At 47.5% G+C, this 21,056-nt stretch carries 24 protein-coding genes; 1 reads left to right on the top strand and 23 read right to left on the bottom strand.

What is annotated here, in order from left to right; translation table 11 throughout:
* Positions 1–257: 257 nt before the first annotated feature.
* From lysS to JOC37_RS12125, 4 genes are all read right to left on the bottom strand, one after another.
* Positions 258–1,727 (bottom strand): lysine--tRNA ligase, encoded by a 1,470-nt coding sequence (gene lysS / locus JOC37_RS12140; RefSeq protein ID WP_204619318.1) that lies wholly within the window; start codon positions 1,725–1,727, stop codon positions 258–260.
* Between the two features lie 33 nt (positions 1,728–1,760).
* The gene (gene greA, locus JOC37_RS12135) at positions 1,761–2,234 is read right to left on the bottom strand and encodes a transcription elongation factor GreA (RefSeq protein WP_204619316.1); all 474 of its coding nucleotides are present in this window, start codon (positions 2,232–2,234) and stop codon (positions 1,761–1,763) included.
* A gap of 216 nt (positions 2,235–2,450) precedes the next feature.
* A complete protein-coding gene (locus JOC37_RS12130; RefSeq protein ID WP_204619314.1) occupies positions 2,451–3,527 on the bottom strand; it encodes a shikimate dehydrogenase in 1,077 nt (358 codons plus the stop codon).
* Between the two features lie 28 nt (positions 3,528–3,555).
* Entirely contained in the window at positions 3,556–4,083 is a 528-nt protein-coding gene (locus JOC37_RS12125) for a helix-turn-helix domain-containing protein (RefSeq protein WP_204619312.1), read from the bottom strand.
* 269 nt (positions 4,084–4,352) lie between these two features.
* On the opposite strand from JOC37_RS12125, the gene JOC37_RS12120 reads away from it, so the two are divergent.
* On the top strand, positions 4,353–5,063 hold the full coding sequence (locus JOC37_RS12120) for a demethylmenaquinone methyltransferase (protein ID WP_204619310.1): 711 nt from the start codon (positions 4,353–4,355) through the stop codon (positions 5,061–5,063).
* 47 nt (positions 5,064–5,110) lie between these two features.
* Here the strand turns inward: JOC37_RS12120 and dusB are convergent, their stop codons facing one another.
* The 19 genes from dusB to JOC37_RS12025 form a co-directional block, all read right to left on the bottom strand.
* On the bottom strand, positions 5,111–6,079 hold the full coding sequence (dusB, locus tag JOC37_RS12115; RefSeq protein ID WP_204619308.1) for a tRNA dihydrouridine synthase DusB: 969 nt from the start codon (positions 6,077–6,079) through the stop codon (positions 5,111–5,113).
* Positions 6,080–6,084: 5 nt separating this feature from the next.
* On the bottom strand, positions 6,085–6,849 hold the full coding sequence (locus tag JOC37_RS12110) for a type III pantothenate kinase (protein WP_204619306.1): 765 nt from the start codon (positions 6,847–6,849) through the stop codon (positions 6,085–6,087).
* A 101-nt stretch (positions 6,850–6,950) separates the two neighbouring features.
* Positions 6,951–7,538, bottom strand: coding sequence for a biotin transporter BioY (locus JOC37_RS12105; protein WP_204619304.1), 588 nt, complete (start codon positions 7,536–7,538; stop codon positions 6,951–6,953).
* Between the two features lie 91 nt (positions 7,539–7,629).
* Positions 7,630–8,601 carry a biotin--[acetyl-CoA-carboxylase] ligase gene (locus JOC37_RS12100; protein ID WP_204619302.1) on the bottom strand — a complete coding sequence of 324 codons (972 nt, stop codon included), beginning with the start codon at positions 8,599–8,601 and terminating at the stop codon, positions 7,630–7,632.
* 90 nt (positions 8,602–8,691) lie between these two features.
* Positions 8,692–9,537, bottom strand: a complete 846-nt coding sequence (nadC, locus tag JOC37_RS12095; RefSeq protein ID WP_204619301.1) for a carboxylating nicotinate-nucleotide diphosphorylase — start codon at positions 9,535–9,537, stop codon at positions 8,692–8,694.
* 11 nt (positions 9,538–9,548) lie between these two features.
* Positions 9,549–11,129 (bottom strand): L-aspartate oxidase, encoded by a 1,581-nt coding sequence (gene nadB / locus JOC37_RS12090; protein ID WP_204619300.1) that lies wholly within the window; start codon positions 11,127–11,129, stop codon positions 9,549–9,551.
* A gap of 21 nt (positions 11,130–11,150) precedes the next feature.
* Positions 11,151–12,077, bottom strand: coding sequence for a quinolinate synthase NadA (nadA, locus tag JOC37_RS12085; protein WP_204619299.1), 927 nt, complete (start codon positions 12,075–12,077; stop codon positions 11,151–11,153).
* A gap of 93 nt (positions 12,078–12,170) precedes the next feature.
* Positions 12,171–12,554 carry an aspartate 1-decarboxylase gene (panD, locus tag JOC37_RS12080; RefSeq protein ID WP_204619298.1) on the bottom strand — a complete coding sequence of 128 codons (384 nt, stop codon included), beginning with the start codon at positions 12,552–12,554 and terminating at the stop codon, positions 12,171–12,173.
* A 3-nt stretch (positions 12,555–12,557) separates the two neighbouring features.
* Positions 12,558–13,406 (bottom strand): pantoate--beta-alanine ligase, encoded by an 849-nt coding sequence (gene panC / locus JOC37_RS12075; protein ID WP_204619297.1) that lies wholly within the window; start codon positions 13,404–13,406, stop codon positions 12,558–12,560.
* Between the two features lie 48 nt (positions 13,407–13,454).
* Complete coding sequence (panB, locus tag JOC37_RS12070) at positions 13,455–14,288, bottom strand: 3-methyl-2-oxobutanoate hydroxymethyltransferase (RefSeq protein ID WP_204619296.1); 834 nt, start codon at positions 14,286–14,288, stop codon at positions 13,455–13,457.
* A complete protein-coding gene (locus JOC37_RS12065; protein WP_238480908.1) occupies positions 14,281–15,165 on the bottom strand; it encodes a Rossmann-like and DUF2520 domain-containing protein in 885 nt (294 codons plus the stop codon). Before JOC37_RS12065 ends, panB begins: the two co-directional genes overlap by 8 nt.
* A 296-nt stretch (positions 15,166–15,461) precedes the next feature.
* On the bottom strand, positions 15,462–15,992 hold the full coding sequence (locus JOC37_RS12060) for an O-acetyl-ADP-ribose deacetylase (protein WP_204619295.1): 531 nt from the start codon (positions 15,990–15,992) through the stop codon (positions 15,462–15,464).
* Between the two features lie 237 nt (positions 15,993–16,229).
* Positions 16,230–16,817 carry a DJ-1/PfpI family protein gene (locus JOC37_RS12055; protein WP_204619294.1) on the bottom strand — a complete coding sequence of 196 codons (588 nt, stop codon included), beginning with the start codon at positions 16,815–16,817 and terminating at the stop codon, positions 16,230–16,232.
* A 131-nt stretch (positions 16,818–16,948) separates the two neighbouring features.
* The gene (locus JOC37_RS12050; RefSeq protein ID WP_204619293.1) at positions 16,949–17,875 is read right to left on the bottom strand and encodes a DMT family transporter; all 927 of its coding nucleotides are present in this window, start codon (positions 17,873–17,875) and stop codon (positions 16,949–16,951) included.
* Positions 17,872–18,399 carry a 2-amino-4-hydroxy-6-hydroxymethyldihydropteridine diphosphokinase gene (gene folK / locus JOC37_RS12045; protein ID WP_204619292.1) on the bottom strand — a complete coding sequence of 176 codons (528 nt, stop codon included), beginning with the start codon at positions 18,397–18,399 and terminating at the stop codon, positions 17,872–17,874. The genes JOC37_RS12050 and folK overlap by 4 nt, the downstream gene beginning before the upstream one ends.
* Positions 18,400–18,777, bottom strand: coding sequence for a dihydroneopterin aldolase (folB, locus tag JOC37_RS12040; RefSeq protein WP_204619291.1), 378 nt, complete (start codon positions 18,775–18,777; stop codon positions 18,400–18,402). It lies immediately after the preceding gene.
* Positions 18,770–19,963: a dihydropteroate synthase gene (folP, locus tag JOC37_RS12035; protein WP_204619290.1), complete on the bottom strand. Its 1,194-nt coding sequence runs from the start codon at positions 19,961–19,963 to the stop codon at positions 18,770–18,772. The genes folB and folP overlap by 8 nt, the downstream gene beginning before the upstream one ends.
* 167 nt (positions 19,964–20,130) lie before the next feature.
* On the bottom strand, positions 20,131–20,613 hold the full coding sequence (locus JOC37_RS12030) for a chemotaxis protein CheX (protein WP_204619289.1): 483 nt from the start codon (positions 20,611–20,613) through the stop codon (positions 20,131–20,133).
* Between the two features lie 233 nt (positions 20,614–20,846).
* A partial coding sequence (locus JOC37_RS12025; RefSeq protein ID WP_476580495.1) for an iron-sulfur cluster-binding protein occupies positions 20,847–21,056 on the bottom strand: 210 nt, incomplete at its 5' end.

Below are 21,056 nucleotides of genomic sequence, written 5' to 3'. Positions count from 1 at the left end.
ATCTATGGATAAGCTCTTCCAGCTCTCCTGTTCAATATAAAATATCCATTGGCTTTATCGCCCTTGACATCCATCTCTCACTGTTTAGTTTTCAAAGATCAATTTGTAATCTCAAGAAGAAATGTTATCACATATTGCGAATTATGTCAAGATGTTTTTGCTGCCTGTTTTAAATATTATGTCGTTCAACCACGAAATAAATCTTAGCACAGGTTTAGCGGCCTGTCAACATAAAAATTAAAAAATAACCCCGGTATTTAATCCCGGGGTCTCATCAGCGGAAACAGTATTACGTCTCTTATAGAAGGAGAATCGGTTAACAGCATCACCAGGCGGTCAATGCCGATACCCAACCCCCCGGCCGGCGGCATACCATATTCTAAGGCTTGTATATAATCTTCATCCATCATGTGTGCTTCATCATCACCGGCATTTCTCTTCTCCAGTTGTTTTTCAAAGCGCTGTTTTTGGTCAATGGGATCATTCAGCTCAGAAAAGGCATTGGCCATTTCACGCCCATATATAAACAGTTCAAACCGGTGTGTAAGACCGGGGTTATCTTTTTTACGTTTGGCCAGAGGTGAAATTTCCACAGGATAATCCAGCACAAATGTCGGTTGAATTAATTTGGGTTCAACAAACTCTTCAAAGACTATATTCAGTACATCGCCCCAGGATTCATGGCCTTCAATCTCTAAACCCAGTTCTTTGGCTTTATTCCTGGCTTCTTCAGCAGAGGTAATGCTGTTAAAATCTAACCCGCTGTATTGTTTTACTGCCTCCAGCATGGGCAATCTTTTCCACGGTGGGGTTAAATCAATTTCTTGTTCTTGATAACGAATTTTAGTGGTACCTAACACTTTTTGGGCCACCGAGCTGATTAGGTTTTCAGTTATCTCCATCATGTCTTCAACATCGCCATAGGCCTGGTACAGTTCCAGCATTGTAAACTCCGGGTTGTGTTTGGTAGAAATACCTTCGTTTCTGAAATTGCGGTTTATTTCATATACCTTGTCGAAGCCCCCCACCAGCAGTCTCTTCAAGTACAGTTCCGGCGCAATGCGCAGGAACAGGTCCATATCTAATGCATTATGATGGGTAATAAAGGGCCTTGCCGCCGCCCCACCGGCTATGGGATGCATCATGGGAGTTTCAACTTCTAAAAAGCCCAGCTTGTCCAAGTAATTTCTAATTTCACGCACGATACGGCTTCTTATAACAAACGTGCTGCGCACTTCCGGGTTAACAGTTAAATCTACATACCTTTGGCGGTAGCGCAAATCAACATCTTTTAAACCATGCCATTTTTCCGGAAGCGGGCGCAGCGATTTGGAAAGTATAACAAAGCCCGTGAGGGATACCGTAACCTCGCCGCGCCGGGTTTTAAACACCGTTCCTTCCAAACCAATGATGTCACCTATATCCAGCTTTTCAAACATACTATAGGCTTCTTCGCCCAAGTCATTTAATCGTCCATAAATTTGAATGGTTCCGGATACATCCTGCAGGTTGGCAAAACAGGCTTTGCCATGGCCGCGCTTTGCCATTATCCGGCCGGCCAGTTTTACCTGCTGGCCATCGTATTTTTCAAAGTTATCAACTATTTCTTGGGCATAATTGGAACGTTCAAACTTTTCTCCATAGGGTTCTATCCCTTTTTGGCGCAGTTCATTTAATTTTTCCCTGCGCACCCGCATTAATTCGTTCAGTTCTTCAACGTTTGCCATACAATAAACCTCCGAAATTTCTATTTCTTTTGTTTAAAGTATATCAACAATCTTGTATTCCAGTTTCCCTGCCGGTACTTCTACTTCCACCACTTCTCCCTTTTTATGACCTATAATCGCTTTTCCCACCGGAGATTCGTTAGAAATTTTATTGGCATCCGGATCTGCCTCCACAGAGCCAACAATGGTGTACTTAAATTCATCACCAAATTCCAGGTCCTTTAATACCACGGTGGAACCCAGCGTCACAGTATCTTTACCCACGTCTTCATTTTCAATTACCTTGGCATTGCGCAGCATTTTTTCCAGCGTAATAATACGGCCTTCTATAAATGCCTGCTCATTTTTTGCATCTTCATACTCAGAGTTTTCACTTATATCTCCAAATTCAATGGCTTGTTTTATCCGCTGGGCTACTTCTCTCCGCTTTACCGTTTTTAAGTTTTCCAACTCTTCTTCCAATTTCTTTAAGCCATCGGATGTTAAAATCGTTTCTTTTTCTTTCATTACATCTCTGCTCCCATCTCTATTTATTTGGTAATTATATTACAATCAATATATGTGTTTTTGTTCTTATTATTCGCACCAAAAAACCCCATAGTATGCCGAAAGCACTGCAAAAAGGAAAACCTTTTGCAGTGCCCGCCGTTCTTCCCTAGTTGTCTATGACATTATAAATAGCGAGGTTAATTTTGTCAAGATGATGAATTGAAGTATTACCAGTTATGAAGCTTGTTTTTCGGCCTGTTTTTTTACTCTTTGTATTTCTCCCGCCGGTAAAACCCTTTCAAAACTGCGAAAACCGGCCAATTTAAAACCGTGTTTCTCAGCCAGGGCGGAAATCCGTTCCACCTGCTGTACCGTTAAGTTTCGTCCCAGTGAGTAATTTTGATGAAGCCCTTCCAGCGCCAGTATCATAGTTTCAGCCATACACGCGTAAGCCGTGCCGCGGGGAAACCCGAAGTCCAGGTTAAAATTCACGCTGCCGGGCACCTCTACAACTCCTCCTTCGATCACCAGCACATCTTTTCGTTCCTTTGCCACGCGTCTGGAAACATCCCTGGGCCGGGCCACATCACAAACCACTGCGCCGGTTTTTAAATCCTCCGGTTCGATAACAGTATCTACACTGCTGGTAACTGTAATTACAATGTCGGCCAAAGGTACTGCCCTTTTTACATCGGAGCTAACCGTACAGGCCAATCCGGTTTCATAAAGTATTTTAGCGGCCAAAGCCTTTAAATTACCGGTATTCCTGCCTACTAAAGTTAAGTGCTTAACATGCCTGGCCATTATTATTGAACAAACCTGCCCTATAGAGCCGGTGGCCCCCACCACCACCAGGTGACAATCAGATAGCTTCCGCCCCAGCATTTTTACCGCTTTTTGGGTTGCTTCAATGGCAGTGGCCACTGTATAGCTGTTGCCGGTGGTTACAGCGATGTTTAAATTTTTAGCTACTGTAACTCCAGCGTCACCAACCACCGACGTAAATGCACCCAGGCCAACAATACCGGCACCCAGTTTTTCCGCCACTTTACCGGCTTGAATTATTTTTTTAATTACCATCTCCCGGGGTAAGGATAACATTTGTTTTGCCGTAAGAGGACAAGTGATAAACCATCCTTCTGCCTCTTTATTTTGCAGAGATTTAACACCTGTAATATGGGAAGTGGTGAATGAGGGCATCAACCGCAGTGCTTTTTCCACCACCGCTGCGGGCATATACTTGGCAATGCTAAATTTTCGGGCTACATCTGAAACATCTAACGGGTGAATAATAAAGGCAAAACGTTTCATGGTTACTCCTCCCATTTATTATCTTCCTTTACCCCCGCTTGACAGCTCTAACTATCTCCAAAACGGAATTCGGTTCTATGTATCTATTTTCTTTAATGGGTGATTTGCCCAAAACCAGCGGAATAACTTCTTTGTCTAAAACCGCCTCCACCAGCTTTATTCTTTTATTAGACCCGATTACAACAACCTGCTCACAGGACTGTACTTTGGCAATGATATCCATTACGGTATTAAATAAATCCAGCCCGGTACTATTTTTTACAAAGTCCCATCTCTCCTGCTCGGTGAACAAGTACACCAGGTCTACTCCTTCTTTTAAAAGTATTGATTCCAGTTCTTCCTTGTTGGAAATGGGAAACCCGATCACGGCAATACTTTTACCCTTGCGTATTTCTCCCAGGTTTTCCAAACGCGAAACAAAGGTTCTGTCTATGCCCAGGCGGGAGGCAGCTTCCGTTTGAGATAAACCGCATTCACGCAGATGCAGCAGCCTATTAATTGTTTGATTTATTTTTTGTTTGCTTATTATTTTGTTCCCAATGCGAATCAAACTCATTTTTGACCCCACGCTATTAAATATTACTCAGAACGAAGGAAAAATATGTGCACAAAATTGTATACATATATATATTAACAAATATTTCCTGATAATTCAAACCGCAGTATTTAACATATTTCGATATGTTTTTAGGTGCGGCACCGGCATCTGGGCCAGAAAGGCAAATATGCCGGGCTCAGTAAGATAACATTTTTCGGGGTAGTACATTCCGACTTCGGAATAAAATGCTATAATGTTAATAAACTATTTGCGGAAGAAGGGTCAAAATGAAGCAGTCTAAAGAAGAGCGCGTACACAGGGTGTTTGAAACCATCTCCGATAGATATGATTTTATGAACTCCGTCATTAGTTTCCAGCGCCACAAAGCATGGCGGAAGGATACCATGAAGCGAATGAAGGTTCAAAAGGGGCAAACAGCCCTTGACGTCTGCTGCGGAACTGCAGATTGGACAATCGCCCTTGCTGAAGCCGTTGGCCCCAATGGAATGGTTTATGGACTGGACTTCAGCAAAAATATGTTAAAAGTGGGGCGGGAAAAAGTGGCCGCCCGGGGGTTAAATCAAGTTAAGTTGGTGCAGGGAAATGCCATGGATCTGCCCTTTGCAGAAAACACATTTGATTATGCAACCATAGGCTTTGGATTGCGCAATGTGCCTGACTATATGAAAGTACTGCGGGAAATGCAGCGGGTTGTTAAACCCGGGGGAAAGGTGGTCTGTTTAGAAACGTCGCAACCCACAATTCCGGTGTTTAGACAGCTGTATTACGCCTATTTCAGTTATGTCATGCCCGTGCTGGGAAAACTGCTGGCAAACAGTTATAAGCAGTATTCGTGGCTGCAGGAGTCAGCAAAAGATTTCCCAGACAGGCAGCAGTTGGCAGATATGTTTCGTCAAGCAGGACTGGTGGATATAGAAGTTAAGGCCTATACCGGAGGGGTTGCGGCAATGCATCTGGGATACAAGCCTAAAAAATAACACCAAAAAACCCGCCTATACGGCACAGCATAAAAAAGGCGGGTCTTTTAGCGGTCGGAAATTATACAGATAGACATTAGAATTTCTCTTAATTCTTCCGGTGTCTGGGCCTGGTTAATGTGCCGGCGCAGGCGGGCCGCCCCCGGCAAACCCTTTGTATACCAGGCCGCATGCTTGCGCATTTCTGCCACTCCAATCTTTTCTCCCTTGTCTTCAACTATCAATTCCAAGTGACGAATGGCTGTTTTAATGCGCTCTTCCGGCCGGGGGCCGGGCAGCAGTTCACCGGTTTTCAGATAGTGTATGGTCTGCTTGAATATCCACGGGTTACCCATGGCGGCCCGGCCGATCATTACCGCATCGCATCCCGTTTCTTCCATCATCCGCACTGCATCCTGTGGATGCCAGATGTCACCGTTTCCGATTACCGGCACATCAACAGCTTCTTTCACCTGCCGAATAATACTCCAGTCTGCTTCACCACTATAGAACTGATCCCTGGTGCGCCCGTGCACCGTAACGGCAGAGGCCCCGGCACACACCACCCTCCGGGCCAGTTCCACAGCGTTGACGCTGTCTTCATCCCAGCCCTTGCGCATTTTAACCGTTACCGGCACACTAACACTTTTAACCACCGCTTCCACAATTCGCCCGGCCAAATCGGGGTCTTTCATCAGCGCACATCCCTCGTTGTTCTTAACAATTTTCGGGGCCGGGCATCCCATATTTATGTCAATAATGTCTGCCCCTCGCTGCTGAACTATTTTAGCTGCTTGGGACATATACTCCACGTGGGAGCCGAAAATCTGGACACTGAGGGGCCCTGGTTCTCCCCTGAAATCAACCATGTGCATGGTTTTGGGGTTGCTGTATATCAACGCCTGGTCGCTGACCATTTCGGTGCAAACCAAACCGCACCCGGCTTCCCTGGCCAGTACACGGAAAGCACGGTCGGTCACCCCGGCCATGGGGGCGGATATTACCCTGTTGGCTATTTTTACCGTTCCTATGTGCATTTATCTCAACCCTTATTGCGCTGGTATATCAAGCGAAGACCGGTCAATGTTAAGAAAGGTTCCACTTTGTCTATTGTGCCGGTTTCTTTAGCTATTAACTCCGCCAGTCCACCGGTGGCAATAACTGTACATTCTCCCAGTTCTTTTTTTATTCTTCTCACTATTTCATCCACCAAGCCGGCGTACCCAAAAACTATGCCGGACTGCATACCATGAACCGTGTTTTTACCCAGAACGGAGGGGGGACGTTTCAGTTCTACCCGGGGCAGCTTGGCCGCATGGGCAAACAGCGCCTCGGTAGATATCCCTATGCCGGGGGCAATAACTCCCCCCACATACTCACCCTTTTTATTTACCGCGCAAAAGGTAGTGGCAGTGCCAAAATCAACAATAATTAACGGCCCCCCGTATAAACTGTAACCGGCCACAGCATTAACAATACGATCCGCTCCAACTTCACGGGGGTTGTCCATTTTAATGGGCATACCGGTTTTTACCCCGGGACCAACCACCATGGGAGATACATTAAAGTACCTTTTGCTCATACGCTCTAAACTGTGCATCATCGGCGGCACCACCGATGAAATAACCACCGCGTTAATTTTATTTATATCCAAACCGGCATATTGAAAAAGGCTGTTCAACAGCATGCCGTATTCATCGGCGGTACGGTTGCAATCGGTGGATACGCGCCAGTGGGCAACCAAATTTTCGCCCTTATAAACACCCAGTACGGTATTGGTATTTCCCACATCAAAAACCAGTATCACAGAACTATGCCTCCATGTTCGTAAATTGACATAAAGATTTTATCAAAGTAGGTCAGCCAACGCAACTAACATAAAAAACGAATAATTTAAGAATGTACCCGTTAAATGCTTTTTGAATTATTATTTTCTAATACCCCTGACAGGCGGCGAACTACCAATTTGGCCACCACTGCCGCAGCTGCCGCTTTAAGTACATCCAAAACCATAAAGGGTTTCATACCTGCCAGCATCATTTTAACGGTCAGCGCTTTGCCCAGGTATATATTGGTTATGTAGTAAAGATAGGGCAGGCCGAAAAGGTAGATAACAAACATGCCCAGCAGCATGGCCAGTCCATAGGTTAACCAACCAGCATTTTTCCTTTTCCCGATAATAAAGCCGGTAACAAAGGCCGCCGGCACGTAGGCGAGAACAAAACCAAAGGTGGGTTTTAAAACATAGGTAACACCGCCAAAGGGTTCTGTGGCAAATACCGGCAGCCCGGCCAAGCCCATCATTATATATACCGCCATGCTCCACGCCCCCAGCCTGGCCCCCAGGATGCCGCCCGTTAATATCACTATAAACGGTAATAAGCTGAAGGGTACTGCACCAAAGGCAATGGGATAAAATCTAAACACCACCGACACCACAGCCATAAATGCAGCCATGGTGCCAACCAAGGCCATTTCTTTTGTTTGCAGTTTCATAAAATACCCCCTCGTATTATTGTTAACTTTATTTCCAATTCGGGTTAACCATTGCGGCACAGTCTATGATTCCCGGCATATTCGCTGCTTTTCACATTCTAAGGGATACATCACCGGAATTAAATGTGTGTATACTGCCGTCACTGAGCCTCAGCAGCAGTTCACCGTTGTTGTTTACCCCTTCTATCCAGCCGCTGTAACTGCCGCGAATTGTTTCTACCCTGGCCCGGCAGTGCTGGGAAACACACCAGGCCCGCCACTGCCTTAATATGGGGGCAAAACCCTGCTGCTGCCACACTTCATACAGCTGCTCCAGTTCTTCCAGCACAGAGCGCATTAATTTTAACCGGGAAACTGCCGTACCCCTTTCTTCCCGCAGGGAGGTGGCTTTATGCTCTATTTCCACCGGCCAATCCTGTTTTGTGGAGTTGACATTTATTCCAATCCCCAGCACCACATATTTCACCCGGTCTACCTCGGCCCCGATTTCCACCAGTATTCCGCACACTTTCTTATCGCTGACCAGCAAATCGTTGGGCCACTTGATACCGGCTCGGACAGCGCATGTCTTTTCTATTGCCCTGGCCACCGCCACCGCTGCCAGCATACTGACCTGGGGGGTTTCCGCCGGGTTGATGTTGGGGTACAGCACCACAGAAAACATAATTTCTTTGCCAAAGGCAGAATGCCACCGGCGGCCCAACCTGCCCCTGCCGCCCGCCTGCTGTTCGGCAATTACCACCGTTCCCTGCTCCACACCTCTTACAGCCAGTTTTTTAGCCTCTTCATTGGTGGATTCTACCTGCTGATAATGAATTATTTTTTGTCCAAAATATTTTGTATTCAGCCCCTCAACAACCTCAGCCGGGTACAGCAGGTCCGGAACGCCAACCAGCCGGTACCCCATTCTGGGCTGGGTTTCAATACGGTATCCATCCTGTTTTAAATTTCTAATATGTTTCCACACCGCAGTGCGGGAAATACCCAACCGGCGGCACATGTCTTCCCCCGATACCCACTGGGAATGATTTGATTTTAAAATGTTCAGCACCTCTTTTTTCATCACAACACCCCTAAACAGTTAACCGTGTTATTCAGCTGGGTTAACTTTGATGGCAAAACTTTTATTGCAAGGTGAACCTGCAATAAAAACTTATTTAATCTCTTCCACATCTAAACTAATATCCAGTGCTGTAACGGAATGGGTGAGGGCACCGATTGAAATTAAGTCTACACCACTTTTGGCCACCGGTACAATATTTTCTTTCGTAATTCCCCCGGATGCTTCCACCAGTGCCCTGCCGTTTACCATTTCCACCGCTTCCCGCATCAAAGACGGCTCCATGTTATCCAGCATAATGATATCTACATTAACCGAAAGGGCTTCCTGTACTCCTTCCAGATCCTGCACTTCCACTTCTATCTTTACGGTGTGCGGGTTTTGGCGGCGGGCCGTGTTTACCGCCCGGGTTATTCCCCCGGCTATTTTAATATGATTATCCTTAATCAGCACAGCATCATAAAGTCCAAACCGGTGATTGTACCCACCGCCTACACGCACGGCATATTTCTCCAGCATACGAATGCCGGGAGTTGTTTTCCTTGTATCTACTATTTTTACCGGGTACATGGAAATTAATTCCACCAACTCGGCCGTTTTAGTAGCTATGCCGGATAACCGCTGTAAAAAATTTAAAGCCAGCCTTTCCCCCGTCAGCACCGCCCGGGCACTGCCCTTTACTTCGGCCAGCACTGTCCTTGGTTCCACTTTTGTACCATCACTAACTTTATGTTCAAATACAATTTCCGGATCCAGATTTTTAAATACCCTTTCCGCCACCGCCATACCGGCTATAACCCCACTACCTTTGGCCTGTATAAGCCCTGTTGTCACTGCACCGGCAGGCACCAGGCTATTGGTTGTGATGTCCCCGGTGCCGATATCCTCTACCAGGCAGCGGCGAATTATTTCATCTAAAAGCAGCGAATTTAATTCCATTTGGCTCTCTCCTAACGCCTGATGATAATATGTTTTTTCCAACGGGACACGGTTTCCGGAAAATCCAGCCTGAAATGACCGCCCCTGCTTTCGGTGCGCATCATGGCCGCCTCGGCAATCAGCCTGCCCACCTCCAGCATGTTGCGCAGTTCCATTTCCCGGGGAGTACAGCATAAATGTTTCTTTAACCAGCTGTTTTGATCAAAAAAAGTCAGGGCTTGAGTCAGCCTTTGAACGGTGCGCAGCGGGCCGACATTTTCCCCCATTGTTCCCTGCAGTTCTTTTTTAACGGCGGTAAAATCCCCCGCCGGTGGGGATAAACTTTCACAGGTAAAGTGAGAACGCACCCCGGTGGAATAGGGCAGATATTTCTTTACCGCTTCAACAATCCGCCTGCCAAATACCAGCCCATCTAAAAGAGAGTTGCTGGCCAGCCGGTTTGCGCCGTGCACCCCCTGGCAGGCCGTTTCCCCGCAGGCATATAACCCTTGAATTGAAGTTTCACCATTATAGTTAGTTTTCACACCACCCATAATATAATGGGCGGCAGGTGCCACAGGTATCAAATCCCGGGTAATGTCCAGCCCATAGCGGGCACAGGTACCGGTAATGGTGGGAAAACGTTTTTTTATTTTTTCCTTCGCCAGATGGGTTAAATCCAGGTAAACAAATTTTTGGCCTGTTTTGGCCATTTCCGAAAGTATCGCCCGGGAAACAATGTCCCTGGGGGCCAGTTCCGCCATACCGTGATAACGGGGCATGAATCTTTCACCGTTGCTGTTGCGCAGCAGGCCCCCCTCGCCCCGCACAGCTTCAGAAATCAAAAACCGCGGCACCCCCGGCAGCACCAGGGTGGTGGGATGAAACTGGACAAACTCCATATCCATTACCTCCGCCCCGGCCCGGTAAGCCATGGCTATGCCATCTCCGGTGGCCACCTCCGGGTTGGTGGTATATTTATAAAGCTGCCCGGCACCGCCGCTGGCCAGCACCACAGCCTTGGCCCAAAAAACCCGATAGCTGCCGGATTCTTCATCAAAGGCCAGTACACCGCGGCAGACATTCTCCTCAACCAGCAGGTCCACCGCAAAGTGCTGCTCTAAAATTTCCACCCTGCTTTTCTCTTTTATCTGGCTGGCTAGGGTACGCATAATCTCTGCCCCGGTGGCATCTCCCTGGGCGTGCAGTATGCGCCTTTTGCTGTGGGCACCTTCTTTGGTCATGGCCAGTTGGCCATCATGGCGGTCAAAGTTGGCCCCCATGCTGATCAGTTCCCGCACCCGGGCAGGACCTTCATTAACCAATATTTTAACCGCATTGGCATCGCACAAACCCGCACCGGCCAAAATGGAGTCTTTGTAGTGCAGTTCAGGGGAATCAGTTTTCCCCAGCGCCGCAGCTATCCCCCCCTGGGCACGGCCAGAGTTGCTGTCTGCTATGGTACCCTTGGTTAAAACGGTCACCCGTATACCGGTCCGGTCGGCCTGCCAGGCTGTGTATAAGCCGGCAATCCCCCCGCCAATAATTAACAGTTCCGTTTCCAATTGAGGCAGCTCTTTAGTATTAAAATTTACCAGATAACGACCTTCCACTGTTGGCCTCCATAACCTTAACTACTTAACATTTAACATTCTTTCCAAACATTTAAGCGCTTTGGCCCTTATCCCCTCCGGCACTGACACCTGCGGGTTCATATTTTCCAGTGATTCTTTCAGCTTGGGTAATGTTGTGTACTTCATATCCGGGCAAACCATTTTCCTTTGGTGCAGAATATAAAACTTTTTATGAGGATTTTCTTTAACTAACTGGTGTAAAATTCCTTCTTCAGTGCCCACAATAAACTCCCGGTGTTCACTTTCCCGGGCAAAGCGCAGCAGCCCCGAAGTGCTGGAAACAAAATCCGCCAAGTCCGCAACCTCCGGAGGGCACTCCGGGTGCACAATCAGCTTAGCCCCGGGATGCTGCTCCTTTGCCTTCACAACATCTTCGATTGTAATTTCATCATGGACGGGACACTGCCCCGCCCATACCACCACTTCCCTGTTGGCCTGCTTGGCAGCGTACCGGCCCAGGTTGCGATCCGGTACAAACAGTATCTCCCTGTCTTCGGGAATGGATTGAATAATTTTAACCGCATTGGCAGAGGTGCAGCAGATATCACTTTCCGCCTTAACTTCTGCCGAAGAGTTAACATAGGTAACCACCACCGCACCGGGCATTTCCTTTTTCTTGGCCCGCAGTGACTCCGCTGTTACCATATCTGCCATGGCACAGCCGGCCTTCTCCACCGGCAGGATAACAGTTTTATCCGGAGATAAAATTGCTGCACTTTCAGCCATGAAATGTACGCCGCAAAAGACTATTACGTCCGCATTTGTGTTGGCCGCCTGACGGGATAACTCCAGCGAGTCACCCACATAATCGGCAATTTCTTGTACTTCAGGCCTTTGGTAATAGTGTGCCAATATCACCGCGTTGCGTTCTTTCTTCAGCTGCTTAATATCTTCCCACATTTGGTGTACCTGAGCATCAAAATGCATACAGCCAACTCCTTGTTATCGATTGTACCGCCGGGCAATTTATATTAAGCTACTAAGCATTGTATTATTAAATTGTACAAATTGTCAATATTTTTAACTCTCCCGGCCGGGCAGTTCCGCCTTACGAATCTCGGTTATGCAGTTTTGGTCATCCACCATTACCACCAGCGGTTTGTACTGCTCAGCCTTTTCCCTTTCCATCAGGGCATAGGAAATAATAATCACTTTGTCCCCCGGTTGAGCCAACCTGGCGGCAGCACCGTTTAAACATACCACACCGGAATTGGGCGCGCCGGGAATAACATATGTTTCCAAACGGCTGCCGTTATTTAGGTTTACCACCTGTACCTTTTCGTGCACCAGTATATCCGAAGCTTTCAACAGTTCACTGTCCACCGTGATACTGCCCATATAATTCAAATTGGCCTCTGTTACCGTAGCCCGGTGAATTTTGCTTTTAAACATTGTTACCAGCATTCTCTACGCCTCCAAAATTATGTTATCAATCAAACGCGCCAAACCAAATTTAGCAGCCACCGCCAATAAGGCAGCACCGTTAATTTTATCAATGGATTTCAATTCCGGGTAGGAATAAATTTCCACATAGTCCAGCTCCGCCAGCGGCTCACTGTTAATTTTTTCTTTTACCAGCCGGCAAATTTCAGCCCCGTCCCTCTGACCCTTTTTAACCTGTTCTTGGGCCAGCTGCAGGCTTTTGTACAGTACGGTGGCAGCCTGCCTTTGTTCCGGGGTTAAGTAAACATTCCTTGAGCTCATGGCCAGGCCGTCCTTCTCCCGCACTATGGGCACAGGAACAATTTCTACATTCATGTTCAAATCCTGTACCATTCTTTTAATAACCAGCACCTGCTGGGCATCCTTCTGCCCGAAAAAAGCCTTATCCGGTTGGACAATGTTAAATAATTTAGTTACCACTGTGGCCACCCCGGTAAAGTGACCGGGACGGCTTAAACCGCATAATTTACCGGTGATGGTATCACCCACCGACACAGTGGTATCAAACCCCGCAGGGTACATTTCCCGGTCGGTGGGAGCAAATATGACATCTACACCCACGCTTTCAGCCAGCTTGGCATCCCGCTCCAGGTCTTTGGGATAAGCAGCAAAATCTTCCGCCGGGCCAAACTGCAGGGGATTGACATACAGGCTGGTAACCACCACATCGCACTGCTGTACCGCCTTTTCCATCAGTGCCAGGTGGCCCCGGTGAAAATAGCCCATGGTGGGAACCAAACCCACACTGCGGTTATTCTTTCTGGCCTCACTCACAAACTGACGCATTTCAGCAATAGTTTTGATAATCAGCAAGTTTTACTCACCTCGATGTTGAAAATGCCGCCGTACTAACACCAGTATTTAATACAACTTCTTCAGTTCTTCACCGGGCATGGAAAAACTGTGTTCCGCCGCAGGGAATTGACGCTGCTTCACCTCATCCCGGTAGGTTTCCAGGGCCTGCATAATGTCCTGGTGCAGGTTGGCATAACGTTTAACAAACTTGGGCTTAAATTGGGCATTTATACCCAGCATGTCGTGGGTCACCAGCACCTGACCGTCACAATCAGCCCCGGCTCCTATGCCGATGGTGGGAATAGTTAACTCCTCACTAACCTGCTTGGCCAGTTGGGCAGGAATGCACTCCAGCACCAGCGCAAATACCCCGGCCTGCTGCAGCACCCTGGCATCTTCCAACAATTTGTTGGCCGCTTCGGCGGTTTTAGCCTGAACCCGGTAGCCGCCCATTTGATGCACCGATTGGGGAGTTAATCCCAGGTGCCCCATCACCGGTATTCCCGCCCCGGTAAGTTTGCTGATTTTATCCGCCACCTGGTGCCCACCTTCAATTTTAACCGCTTTGGCCCCACCTTCCTGTAATAAGCGGGCGGCATTGCGCATGGTTTCTTCCGCAGAAATGTGATATGACATAAAGGGCATATCCGCCACCACCAGCGCCCGTTTCACGCCCCTGGTTACCGCCTGAACGTGATGCACCATGTGATCCATGGTTACCGGCACAGTGGTATCGTAACCTAAAACCACGTTGCCCAGTGAATCCCCTACCAGTATGACGTCAATACCGGCAGAATCCACCATCACCGCGGTGGGGTAGTCATAAGCGGTAAGCATGGTGATGGGTTGTTTTTCTTCCTTCATTTTCAGCAGTTCCAGTGTAGTTACCGGTTTAGTCATCTTTATTTCCCTCCAATGTTTGAATTAAGTTTTGGGCCACCTGCTCACTTATTGAGCCCTTTTGCAGTGCTATTTCCACAGTTAGCGCCCCCAGAACTTTGTACACCCGCTGTTCCACCGGGCCCAGCACAGATAAAGCTTTCAGGTGGTTATGTAAAGTAACGCTGTCCCCTCGTTCCACCGGCCCGGTCAGCGCTGCGGTGGTTCCTTTATTTTTAATGTTGTTTAGTGTACCCTGAATTAGCGGAAGCAACGCTTCCACCGCCTGTTTCTGCTCCATTCCCAGCCTGCCCAGCATTTCGGTGGCCAGGTGAATTATTGTCACCAGGTAATTTGAAGCCACCACAGCAGCGGCGTGATACAGCGGCTTATCTCCGGTCTTAATGGTTATACCCCGCCCCTGTAAATCGGCCAGCATTTGCTGCAGTATTTCTAATGCCGGTGGTTCACCCTCCAGGGCAAAAAAGGAACCGGGTAAATTGGATACGGCCGTTTCTATGTCGGCAAAGGACTGCAGGGGGTGGAAAACAGCCGGTACGGCACCATATTCCTTAACCACCTCAATGGCCACGGATGGCAGTGATCCACTGGTATGGACCACAATTTGCCCCTTTTTAAACCCCCCGGCAGCGGCAATGGCAGCGGCCGCGCTTTTTATTTCCCGGTCCGGCGTGGTAATAAAGACAACCTGCGCTTGAATGGTAATCTCCGCCGGGTGCTCTGAATACCTTACCCCCAGGCGCCGCCCCAGTGCCCGGGCAGATTTCAGGCTGCCGCTGGCCACCCCAACGATGGGATAACCAGCTTTTTGCAAAACCACCGCCAGTGCCGAACCAACCTTCCCGGCCCCTACAACGGCCACAGCAGGTTTGCTCATCATAACACCTCCGAAAAACAAAAAACGACCCCCGGGGAAACCTGAAAGGTCGTTAATAAGTCATATTAGGCTTCCGTCTCGGTCCAACCGGCTCCAAGCGGGTTAATTATGCTCAATGCTATTCAACTGCCGCTGTTTAACAACGAGGTGCAGCTCAGAAATTCTGATACCACCCTCTAACTGGGTATTTTAGCATACTCAATTAACGGCGGCAATGAAATTTACTAAGTCAGCAATATTCAGAAAAAAATAATGCTTGCTGGCGCTTTCCTTCAAAATAGCAGCTTTTAAACCGGTCATTTTTCCCTTACTTCAAATAATTCTTTAACAGTATTACGATAGCAGTTATATGTCTGCCGGTCAAAACAAACCATAATCACTTTTTCCACCGAATGATTCCTTTGCAAAAATTCCTTTATTTCCGCAATGGCGATTTTGGCTGCCCGTTCCACCGGAAACCTGTACACGCCGGTGCTTATCGACGGGAAGGCAATGGTTTTTATGTTCTGCCGTTCGGCCAGTGCCAAACTGTTTCTATAGCAGCTGGCCAGCAGCTGGTCTTCCTGGCTGCCGCCGCCCCTCCAGACCGGGCCCACCGTGTGAATAACCCACCGGGCCGGCAGCTTATAACCGCTGGTAATTTTAGCCTGGCCGGTGGCACAGCCGTTTAGCTTTTTACATTCCTGCAGAAGTTCCGGGCCCGCCGCCCGGTGAATGGCCCCGTCCACGCCCCCGCCGCCCAGCAGGGTGTTGTTGGCTGCGTTGACAATGGCATCAACCTTTTGCTTGGTAATATCACCTTGGATAACTTCTATCCTATCAAGCATTATTTCTCCACCCCCTATTTTCAACAGTATAATTTCACTAAGCTTATCCATCCGACTGTGCTTTTAACGCTCATTAAACAAAGTTTAATATTAGGCCCATTACCCCTTGGAAAAGCCCGGTTTGTGCTGCCTGCTGTAAATTCAACACCTTATGCAGCGCTCACCACAACCCGCTGGCTTATGCATAAGGTGCCTGTTTTTATACTCTAATAATGCGGCTGTACAGCATGGTTATTTCTAAGGTTCAATTTTACTGCCCAGCAGTTCCAGGAATTTGCGCATCCACTGGGGATGTCCCGGCCAGGCCGCCGCTGTAACAAGGTTGCCATCTACGTAAGCATTGGTAAATGTTTCGTTGGCATCCACCCATTTGGCACCGGCCCCCACCATATCCGGCATGCAGGCCGGGTAAGCAGTACAAAGCCTGCCTTTTACTACACCGGCGGCAGCCAGCACCTGCTGTCCATGACATATGGAAGCGATGGGTTTGTTATTTTCTGCAAAGTGCCGCACAATCTCCAATACCTTTGTGTTCAAGCGGATGTATTCCGGTGCCCGTCCCCCGGGAATCACCAAAGCATCGTAATCCTCCGGTTTAATCTCATCAAAGGTGGCGTTGATAGCGAAGTTATGACCCCGCTTCTCACTATAAGTTTGTTCTCCCTCAAAATCATGGATTGCCGTGGCCACCGTCTCGCCTGCTTTTTTACCGGGGCAAACTGCATGTACTGTATGCCCCACCATAGTCAGCATTTGAAAAGGCACCATGGCCTCATAATCTTCCACATAATCTCCCACAAGCATGAGAATCTTTTTTTCAGCCATCTGCCATCTCATCCTCCTTTTCTTTGTAATCAATTAACTTTTATACTTTAGGCTCCAAGGGGCAGTGGCGCCTAATATTCTCCAGCTGTTCTGATCCATAATCCACCGATTTTGTAACCAAGGCCAAATCATTAGAGCGCTTTTTCTGTTTTCTCGGCAAAGCAGTTCGTTCCCCATACGCCAAACAAAATCAATATCCCGCCTGCCATCTGCCGGATACCTAACTGTTCGCCGCAAAACAAAACGGCAGCCAGCACCGCAACCACCGGTATAAGATTTAAAAATACAGCAACCCGTGCAGCCGGTAAGTGAGACAAAGAATAGTTAAGTAAAAAGAATCCCAAAACAGAGGATAAAACACCTAAGTATAACAAATCCGCAATCACCGGCAGATGCTGTACTGCTTTAAAGTAATCAGCCAACTGGCCGGTAAGGTAACTTTGTACCAGCCCGATAGCGTTAAAAACCAGGGCACCCAGCCACATCATTATAAAGGTTATATCCACCGGGCTGTATTCGCCAGCAGCTTTTCTGGAAAAAACATTAAAAAAACCACCAGCCAGTACAGCTCCAAAAAGAAAGAAAATACCCATTAAATGTCCCTGAGACTGAGCTGTCTCTCCGGCAGAACCACCCAACACCATCAGTATAACCCCCGCCACCGCGGCACTAACACAGGCACCCTGTCTAACGGTGATTTTTTCACCCAGTATGAAAATGGCCAGCACCGTTACTACCATTGGTACTAAAGAGATGATAATACCGGCTTCTGCAGCTGATGTAAATTTTATCCCGTATGTTTCACATAAGAAATACAAAACCGGCTGCCAAATAGCAATTTTTAACAGGTCAGGCAGGTGGGAAACTTTAACCTGCAGTTTTATCACACCGCATACCGCCAGCAGCGTAAGAAACAGCGCGGCTAAGGCAAAGCGCAGGCCCAGCAGCTGGAAAGGATGCAGATACAGCAGCGCATCTTTAACAAAAAGAAATGAAAGTCCAAAAATAACCGCCACCGCTATACTGGCAGCGGTGGGGTAAGCCTGTTTTGCCATCATAGCGCATCATCCTTATTAGGTGCCATATGCATCATGACGTCTGCAGCTGCCCTGTAAATCTCCTGCACTAACATCAGCTCTCCCGCCAATTCCTCTGCCGTTTTTCCGCCTATCATGGCCATGGTGGGGCTTATATCCGCCAGGGGAACCATTACAAAGGCCCGCTCAGTCATTCTGGGGTGCGGCAGAGTTAAATCCGGTGTGGTTAATGTGACATCTCCGTATATAAGCAGGTCCAAATCAATGGTCCTCGGCCCCCAGCGTATCTTTCTCTCCCGCCCCAACTTATTTTCTATCTGCTGCAGCTGATGTAATAATTTCTGGGGTGAAATAACCGTTTCCAACTGAGCCACGGTATTTAGAAACCAATCCTGCTCGGTATAACCCACCGGAGCAGTGCGGTACAGGGGAGCCACTTTTACCACTTTGATCTCCGGCGGAGAGTGCAGCAGATCTAGTGCCTTGTTAATATAAAAGCTCTTATCCCCCATGTTGCTGCCAATACCTATATATGCTGTGACCATTTAGCTGTTCTCCTTTTCCTGCTGTCGTGTACGGGTAATTTCCACCGCCATATAGGCAAAGATTCCCGGTACCGGTGCCTGGGGTTTTCTTACCTGCACATTTACCTGCTCAACGTTAAAGTCAGCAATTACCCGTGCAGCAATGGTTTCAGCGAGGGACTCAATGAGTTTAAATTTCTGCCCCGTTATTATTTCTTGTACCAGCCTGTACACGTCTGCATAACTAACCGTTTTATTTAAGTCATCCGTCTTTCCGGCAGCTTTCAAATCTAGAAACAATTCCAAATCCACTTCAAATTGTTGTCCCAACTGCTGTTCCTGGGGTAATGCCCCGTGGTAGGCGTAAAAACGCATACCTTTCATTATAATCTTATCCATACAGCTTTCCCCTAACCATGGCATCGGTCATACGGCACACCCGGACCATTTCTTTAACATCGTGCACCCGTACAATATCAACACCTTTGGTTATTCCAAAAGCTATCGTTGCAGCGGTGCCTTCCACCCGCTGGTCCACCGGTAGATCTAAAGTATTACCGATCATCGACTTGCGGCTGGTACCAAGCAGCACCGGGTAGCCCAGTGATTTTAACTCCTGCAGCCTGGCCATTACTTCTAAATTTTGTTCATAATTCTTACCAAAACCGATACCTGGGTCAACAATTATTTTTTCCCCGGGTATGCCGGCCTTTACGGCCTGATCCGCCGCTTGCTCTAAAAAATGCACAATATCAGACATTAACTCGCCATACTCCGTGCTGTTCTGGTTGTGCATTAAAACCACCGGGGCATCATAATCGGCCACCACTGCAAACATTTCCGGGTCAGCCTGGCCGGCCCACACATCATTGATGATGTGGGCTCCCGCTTCCAGCGACTGCCTGGCTACCTCTGCTTTGGAGGTGTCCACAGATATTGGTACATCCACCTCTTTTACCAGCCTCTCCAAAACCGGGATAACCCTTTTCAGTTCTTCCTCCACCGACACCGGTTGATGTCCCGGCCTGGTGGATTCACCGCCCACATCTATTATATCTGCCCCTTCTTCCACCAAGCGCAGGGCATGTCTTAACGCATTATCCACAGTGTCAAACTTCCCACCATCCGAAAAGGAATCCGGGGTAATGTTTAATATACCCATTACCAGCGTGCCTTTTCCCAGCTCTATAGTTTTACCCCGGCAGTCTATTATTCTCGGCTCCACCGGCATTAAATTGTCCAAGGTCTGTTCTATTTTTTCCGCCAACGGTTTTAATTTAAAGGGCTGTATTTTTAATTTATTACATACTCTTCTATACTGGGCTTCAGTGGCCATGAGCAGTATATCCGTTTGTTCCACCGAGTGATTTACCACACCCCTGGTTACTGCCGCTTCCCCTCCACAGGAAAGCATCTCCTGCTTGATAATATTTGCCTGGGTAAAGGTAATGTTTTTTAGTTTTAACACCCGAAAAACAGCCTTGTCAGCCATGTGTTCAATCCCCCAGGGATCACACCCAATGGCAGCCAGTTCTTTTTTAGCTTCAGATATGTTATTTATCTCTATACAGCGGATAATCTGCAATTTTGTCACCTTCCTGGAAAATGTATACAAAATGTATACTATTAGTATATAGTGACAAAACCGTAATTATCAAGAACAATTATCCCCAGGGTTAATACCCTGGGGATAATTGTTAACCGGTGCCGCAAAGCAGCATGTGGCCCACTATACAATCTGGAAATAAAATATTAGGCGTCTCCTTTTTTACTGTTAAGGGCAAAATTTATTTCAAAACAAGCTTTACCGTTGCTGCTGTAAGGAATGCATATTATAGGAGGCTCAACGCTGATATTTATTTTATCTTCCGCATGCAGCACTGTGGGTGGTGTAATATTAGCTTTCTCTTGTACCAGTTCATCAAGTTTAATTACCGCCCGGCCGGAAATCATATTTGATATTTCCCCCAGTGCCGACAATGCCAATTCGTCAATTTCCTGCATTTCCATACCGCACATGGCACTGGACAGCTCTAAAGCAAATTCACGGGTAAACACGAAAACAACTTGTCCCTTAATATCACCGTTAAAACCAACGATGGATACCACCGAGTTGGCATAAAAAGGAGTCTTTTTAGCATAAGGTTTTTGGCGGCTTAAATCTATCCCGGCAGCCACTTGACTAAATATATCTTCGGCACCTAGTACAAAGGAATTGATATAGTTAACATCCATCTAGTTAGTCCCCCATTTGTTATAGTTTATCTGCAGCAGCATTTCCAAAACAACAAATTAGTTTGTACTCTATGTAAATTTTAACAATATTTACTTAATGGGAACATAGATAATTGGACCTATACAAAAAAGGGACTAAAGTACTATATTATTTTTAAAAAAAGGGGCTTGTTTTTTAAGCAAGCCCCGTGTACTGCATTTTGCTGTAAGACCGCCCGCTTCATTACCCGTTTTTAGTACTCGTTAGGCAGCTTTTTCAGCTGGGCCAGGGTGAATACCGGGCCGTCCTTGCAGACATACTTGCTGCCGATGTTGCAGCGCCCGCACATCCCCAACCCGCACTTCATGCGCATCTCCAAGCTCATGATAATTTGTTCCGGGGTAAAGCCCAGTTCCTCCAGCACCGGCTGGGTAAATTTGATCATCACCGGCGGCCCGCAGAT

The organism is Desulforadius tongensis (genome assembly GCF_016907915.1).
Classification (GTDB): Bacteria; Bacillota; Desulfotomaculia; order Desulfotomaculales; family Desulfohalotomaculaceae; genus Desulforadius; species Desulforadius tongensis.
This window is presented reverse-complemented; position numbering and strand designations above follow the sequence as displayed.

What these genes read in the sequence shown, in the direction of transcription:
- lysS (WP_204619318.1), bottom strand. Translation starts at nt 1,727, where the DNA reads ATGGCAAACGTTGAAGAACTGAACGAATTAATGCGGGTGCGCAGGGAA.
- greA (WP_204619316.1), bottom strand. Translation starts at nt 2,234, where the DNA reads ATGAAAGAAAAAGAAACGATTTTAACATCCGATGGCTTAAAGAAATTG.
- JOC37_RS12130 (WP_204619314.1), bottom strand. Translation starts at nt 3,527, where the DNA reads ATGAAACGTTTTGCCTTTATTATTCACCCGTTAGATGTTTCAGATGTA.
- JOC37_RS12125 (WP_204619312.1), bottom strand. Translation starts at nt 4,083, where the DNA reads ATGAGTTTGATTCGCATTGGGAACAAAATAATAAGCAAACAAAAAATA.
- JOC37_RS12120 (WP_204619310.1), top strand. Translation starts at nt 4,353, where the DNA reads ATGAAGCAGTCTAAAGAAGAGCGCGTACACAGGGTGTTTGAAACCATC.
- dusB (WP_204619308.1), bottom strand. Translation starts at nt 6,079, where the DNA reads ATGCACATAGGAACGGTAAAAATAGCCAACAGGGTAATATCCGCCCCC.
- JOC37_RS12105 (WP_204619304.1), bottom strand. Translation starts at nt 7,538, where the DNA reads ATGAAACTGCAAACAAAAGAAATGGCCTTGGTTGGCACCATGGCTGCA.
- JOC37_RS12100 (WP_204619302.1), bottom strand. Translation starts at nt 8,601, where the DNA reads ATGAAAAAAGAGGTGCTGAACATTTTAAAATCAAATCATTCCCAGTGG.
- nadC (WP_204619301.1), bottom strand. Translation starts at nt 9,537, where the DNA reads ATGGAATTAAATTCGCTGCTTTTAGATGAAATAATTCGCCGCTGCCTG.
- nadA (WP_204619299.1), bottom strand. Translation starts at nt 12,077, where the DNA reads ATGCATTTTGATGCTCAGGTACACCAAATGTGGGAAGATATTAAGCAG.
- panD (WP_204619298.1), bottom strand. Translation starts at nt 12,554, where the DNA reads ATGCTGGTAACAATGTTTAAAAGCAAAATTCACCGGGCTACGGTAACA.
- panB (WP_204619296.1), bottom strand. Translation starts at nt 14,288, where the DNA reads ATGACTAAACCGGTAACTACACTGGAACTGCTGAAAATGAAGGAAGAA.
- JOC37_RS12065 (WP_238480908.1), bottom strand. Translation starts at nt 15,165, where the DNA reads ATGAGCAAACCTGCTGTGGCCGTTGTAGGGGCCGGGAAGGTTGGTTCG.
- JOC37_RS12060 (WP_204619295.1), bottom strand. Translation starts at nt 15,992, where the DNA reads ATGCTTGATAGGATAGAAGTTATCCAAGGTGATATTACCAAGCAAAAG.
- JOC37_RS12055 (WP_204619294.1), bottom strand. Translation starts at nt 16,817, where the DNA reads ATGGCTGAAAAAAAGATTCTCATGCTTGTGGGAGATTATGTGGAAGAT.
- JOC37_RS12050 (WP_204619293.1), bottom strand. Translation starts at nt 17,875, where the DNA reads ATGATGGCAAAACAGGCTTACCCCACCGCTGCCAGTATAGCGGTGGCG.
- folK (WP_204619292.1), bottom strand. Translation starts at nt 18,399, where the DNA reads ATGGTCACAGCATATATAGGTATTGGCAGCAACATGGGGGATAAGAGC.
- folB (WP_204619291.1), bottom strand. Translation starts at nt 18,777, where the DNA reads ATGGATAAGATTATAATGAAAGGTATGCGTTTTTACGCCTACCACGGG.
- JOC37_RS12030 (WP_204619289.1), bottom strand. Translation starts at nt 20,613, where the DNA reads ATGGATGTTAACTATATCAATTCCTTTGTACTAGGTGCCGAAGATATA.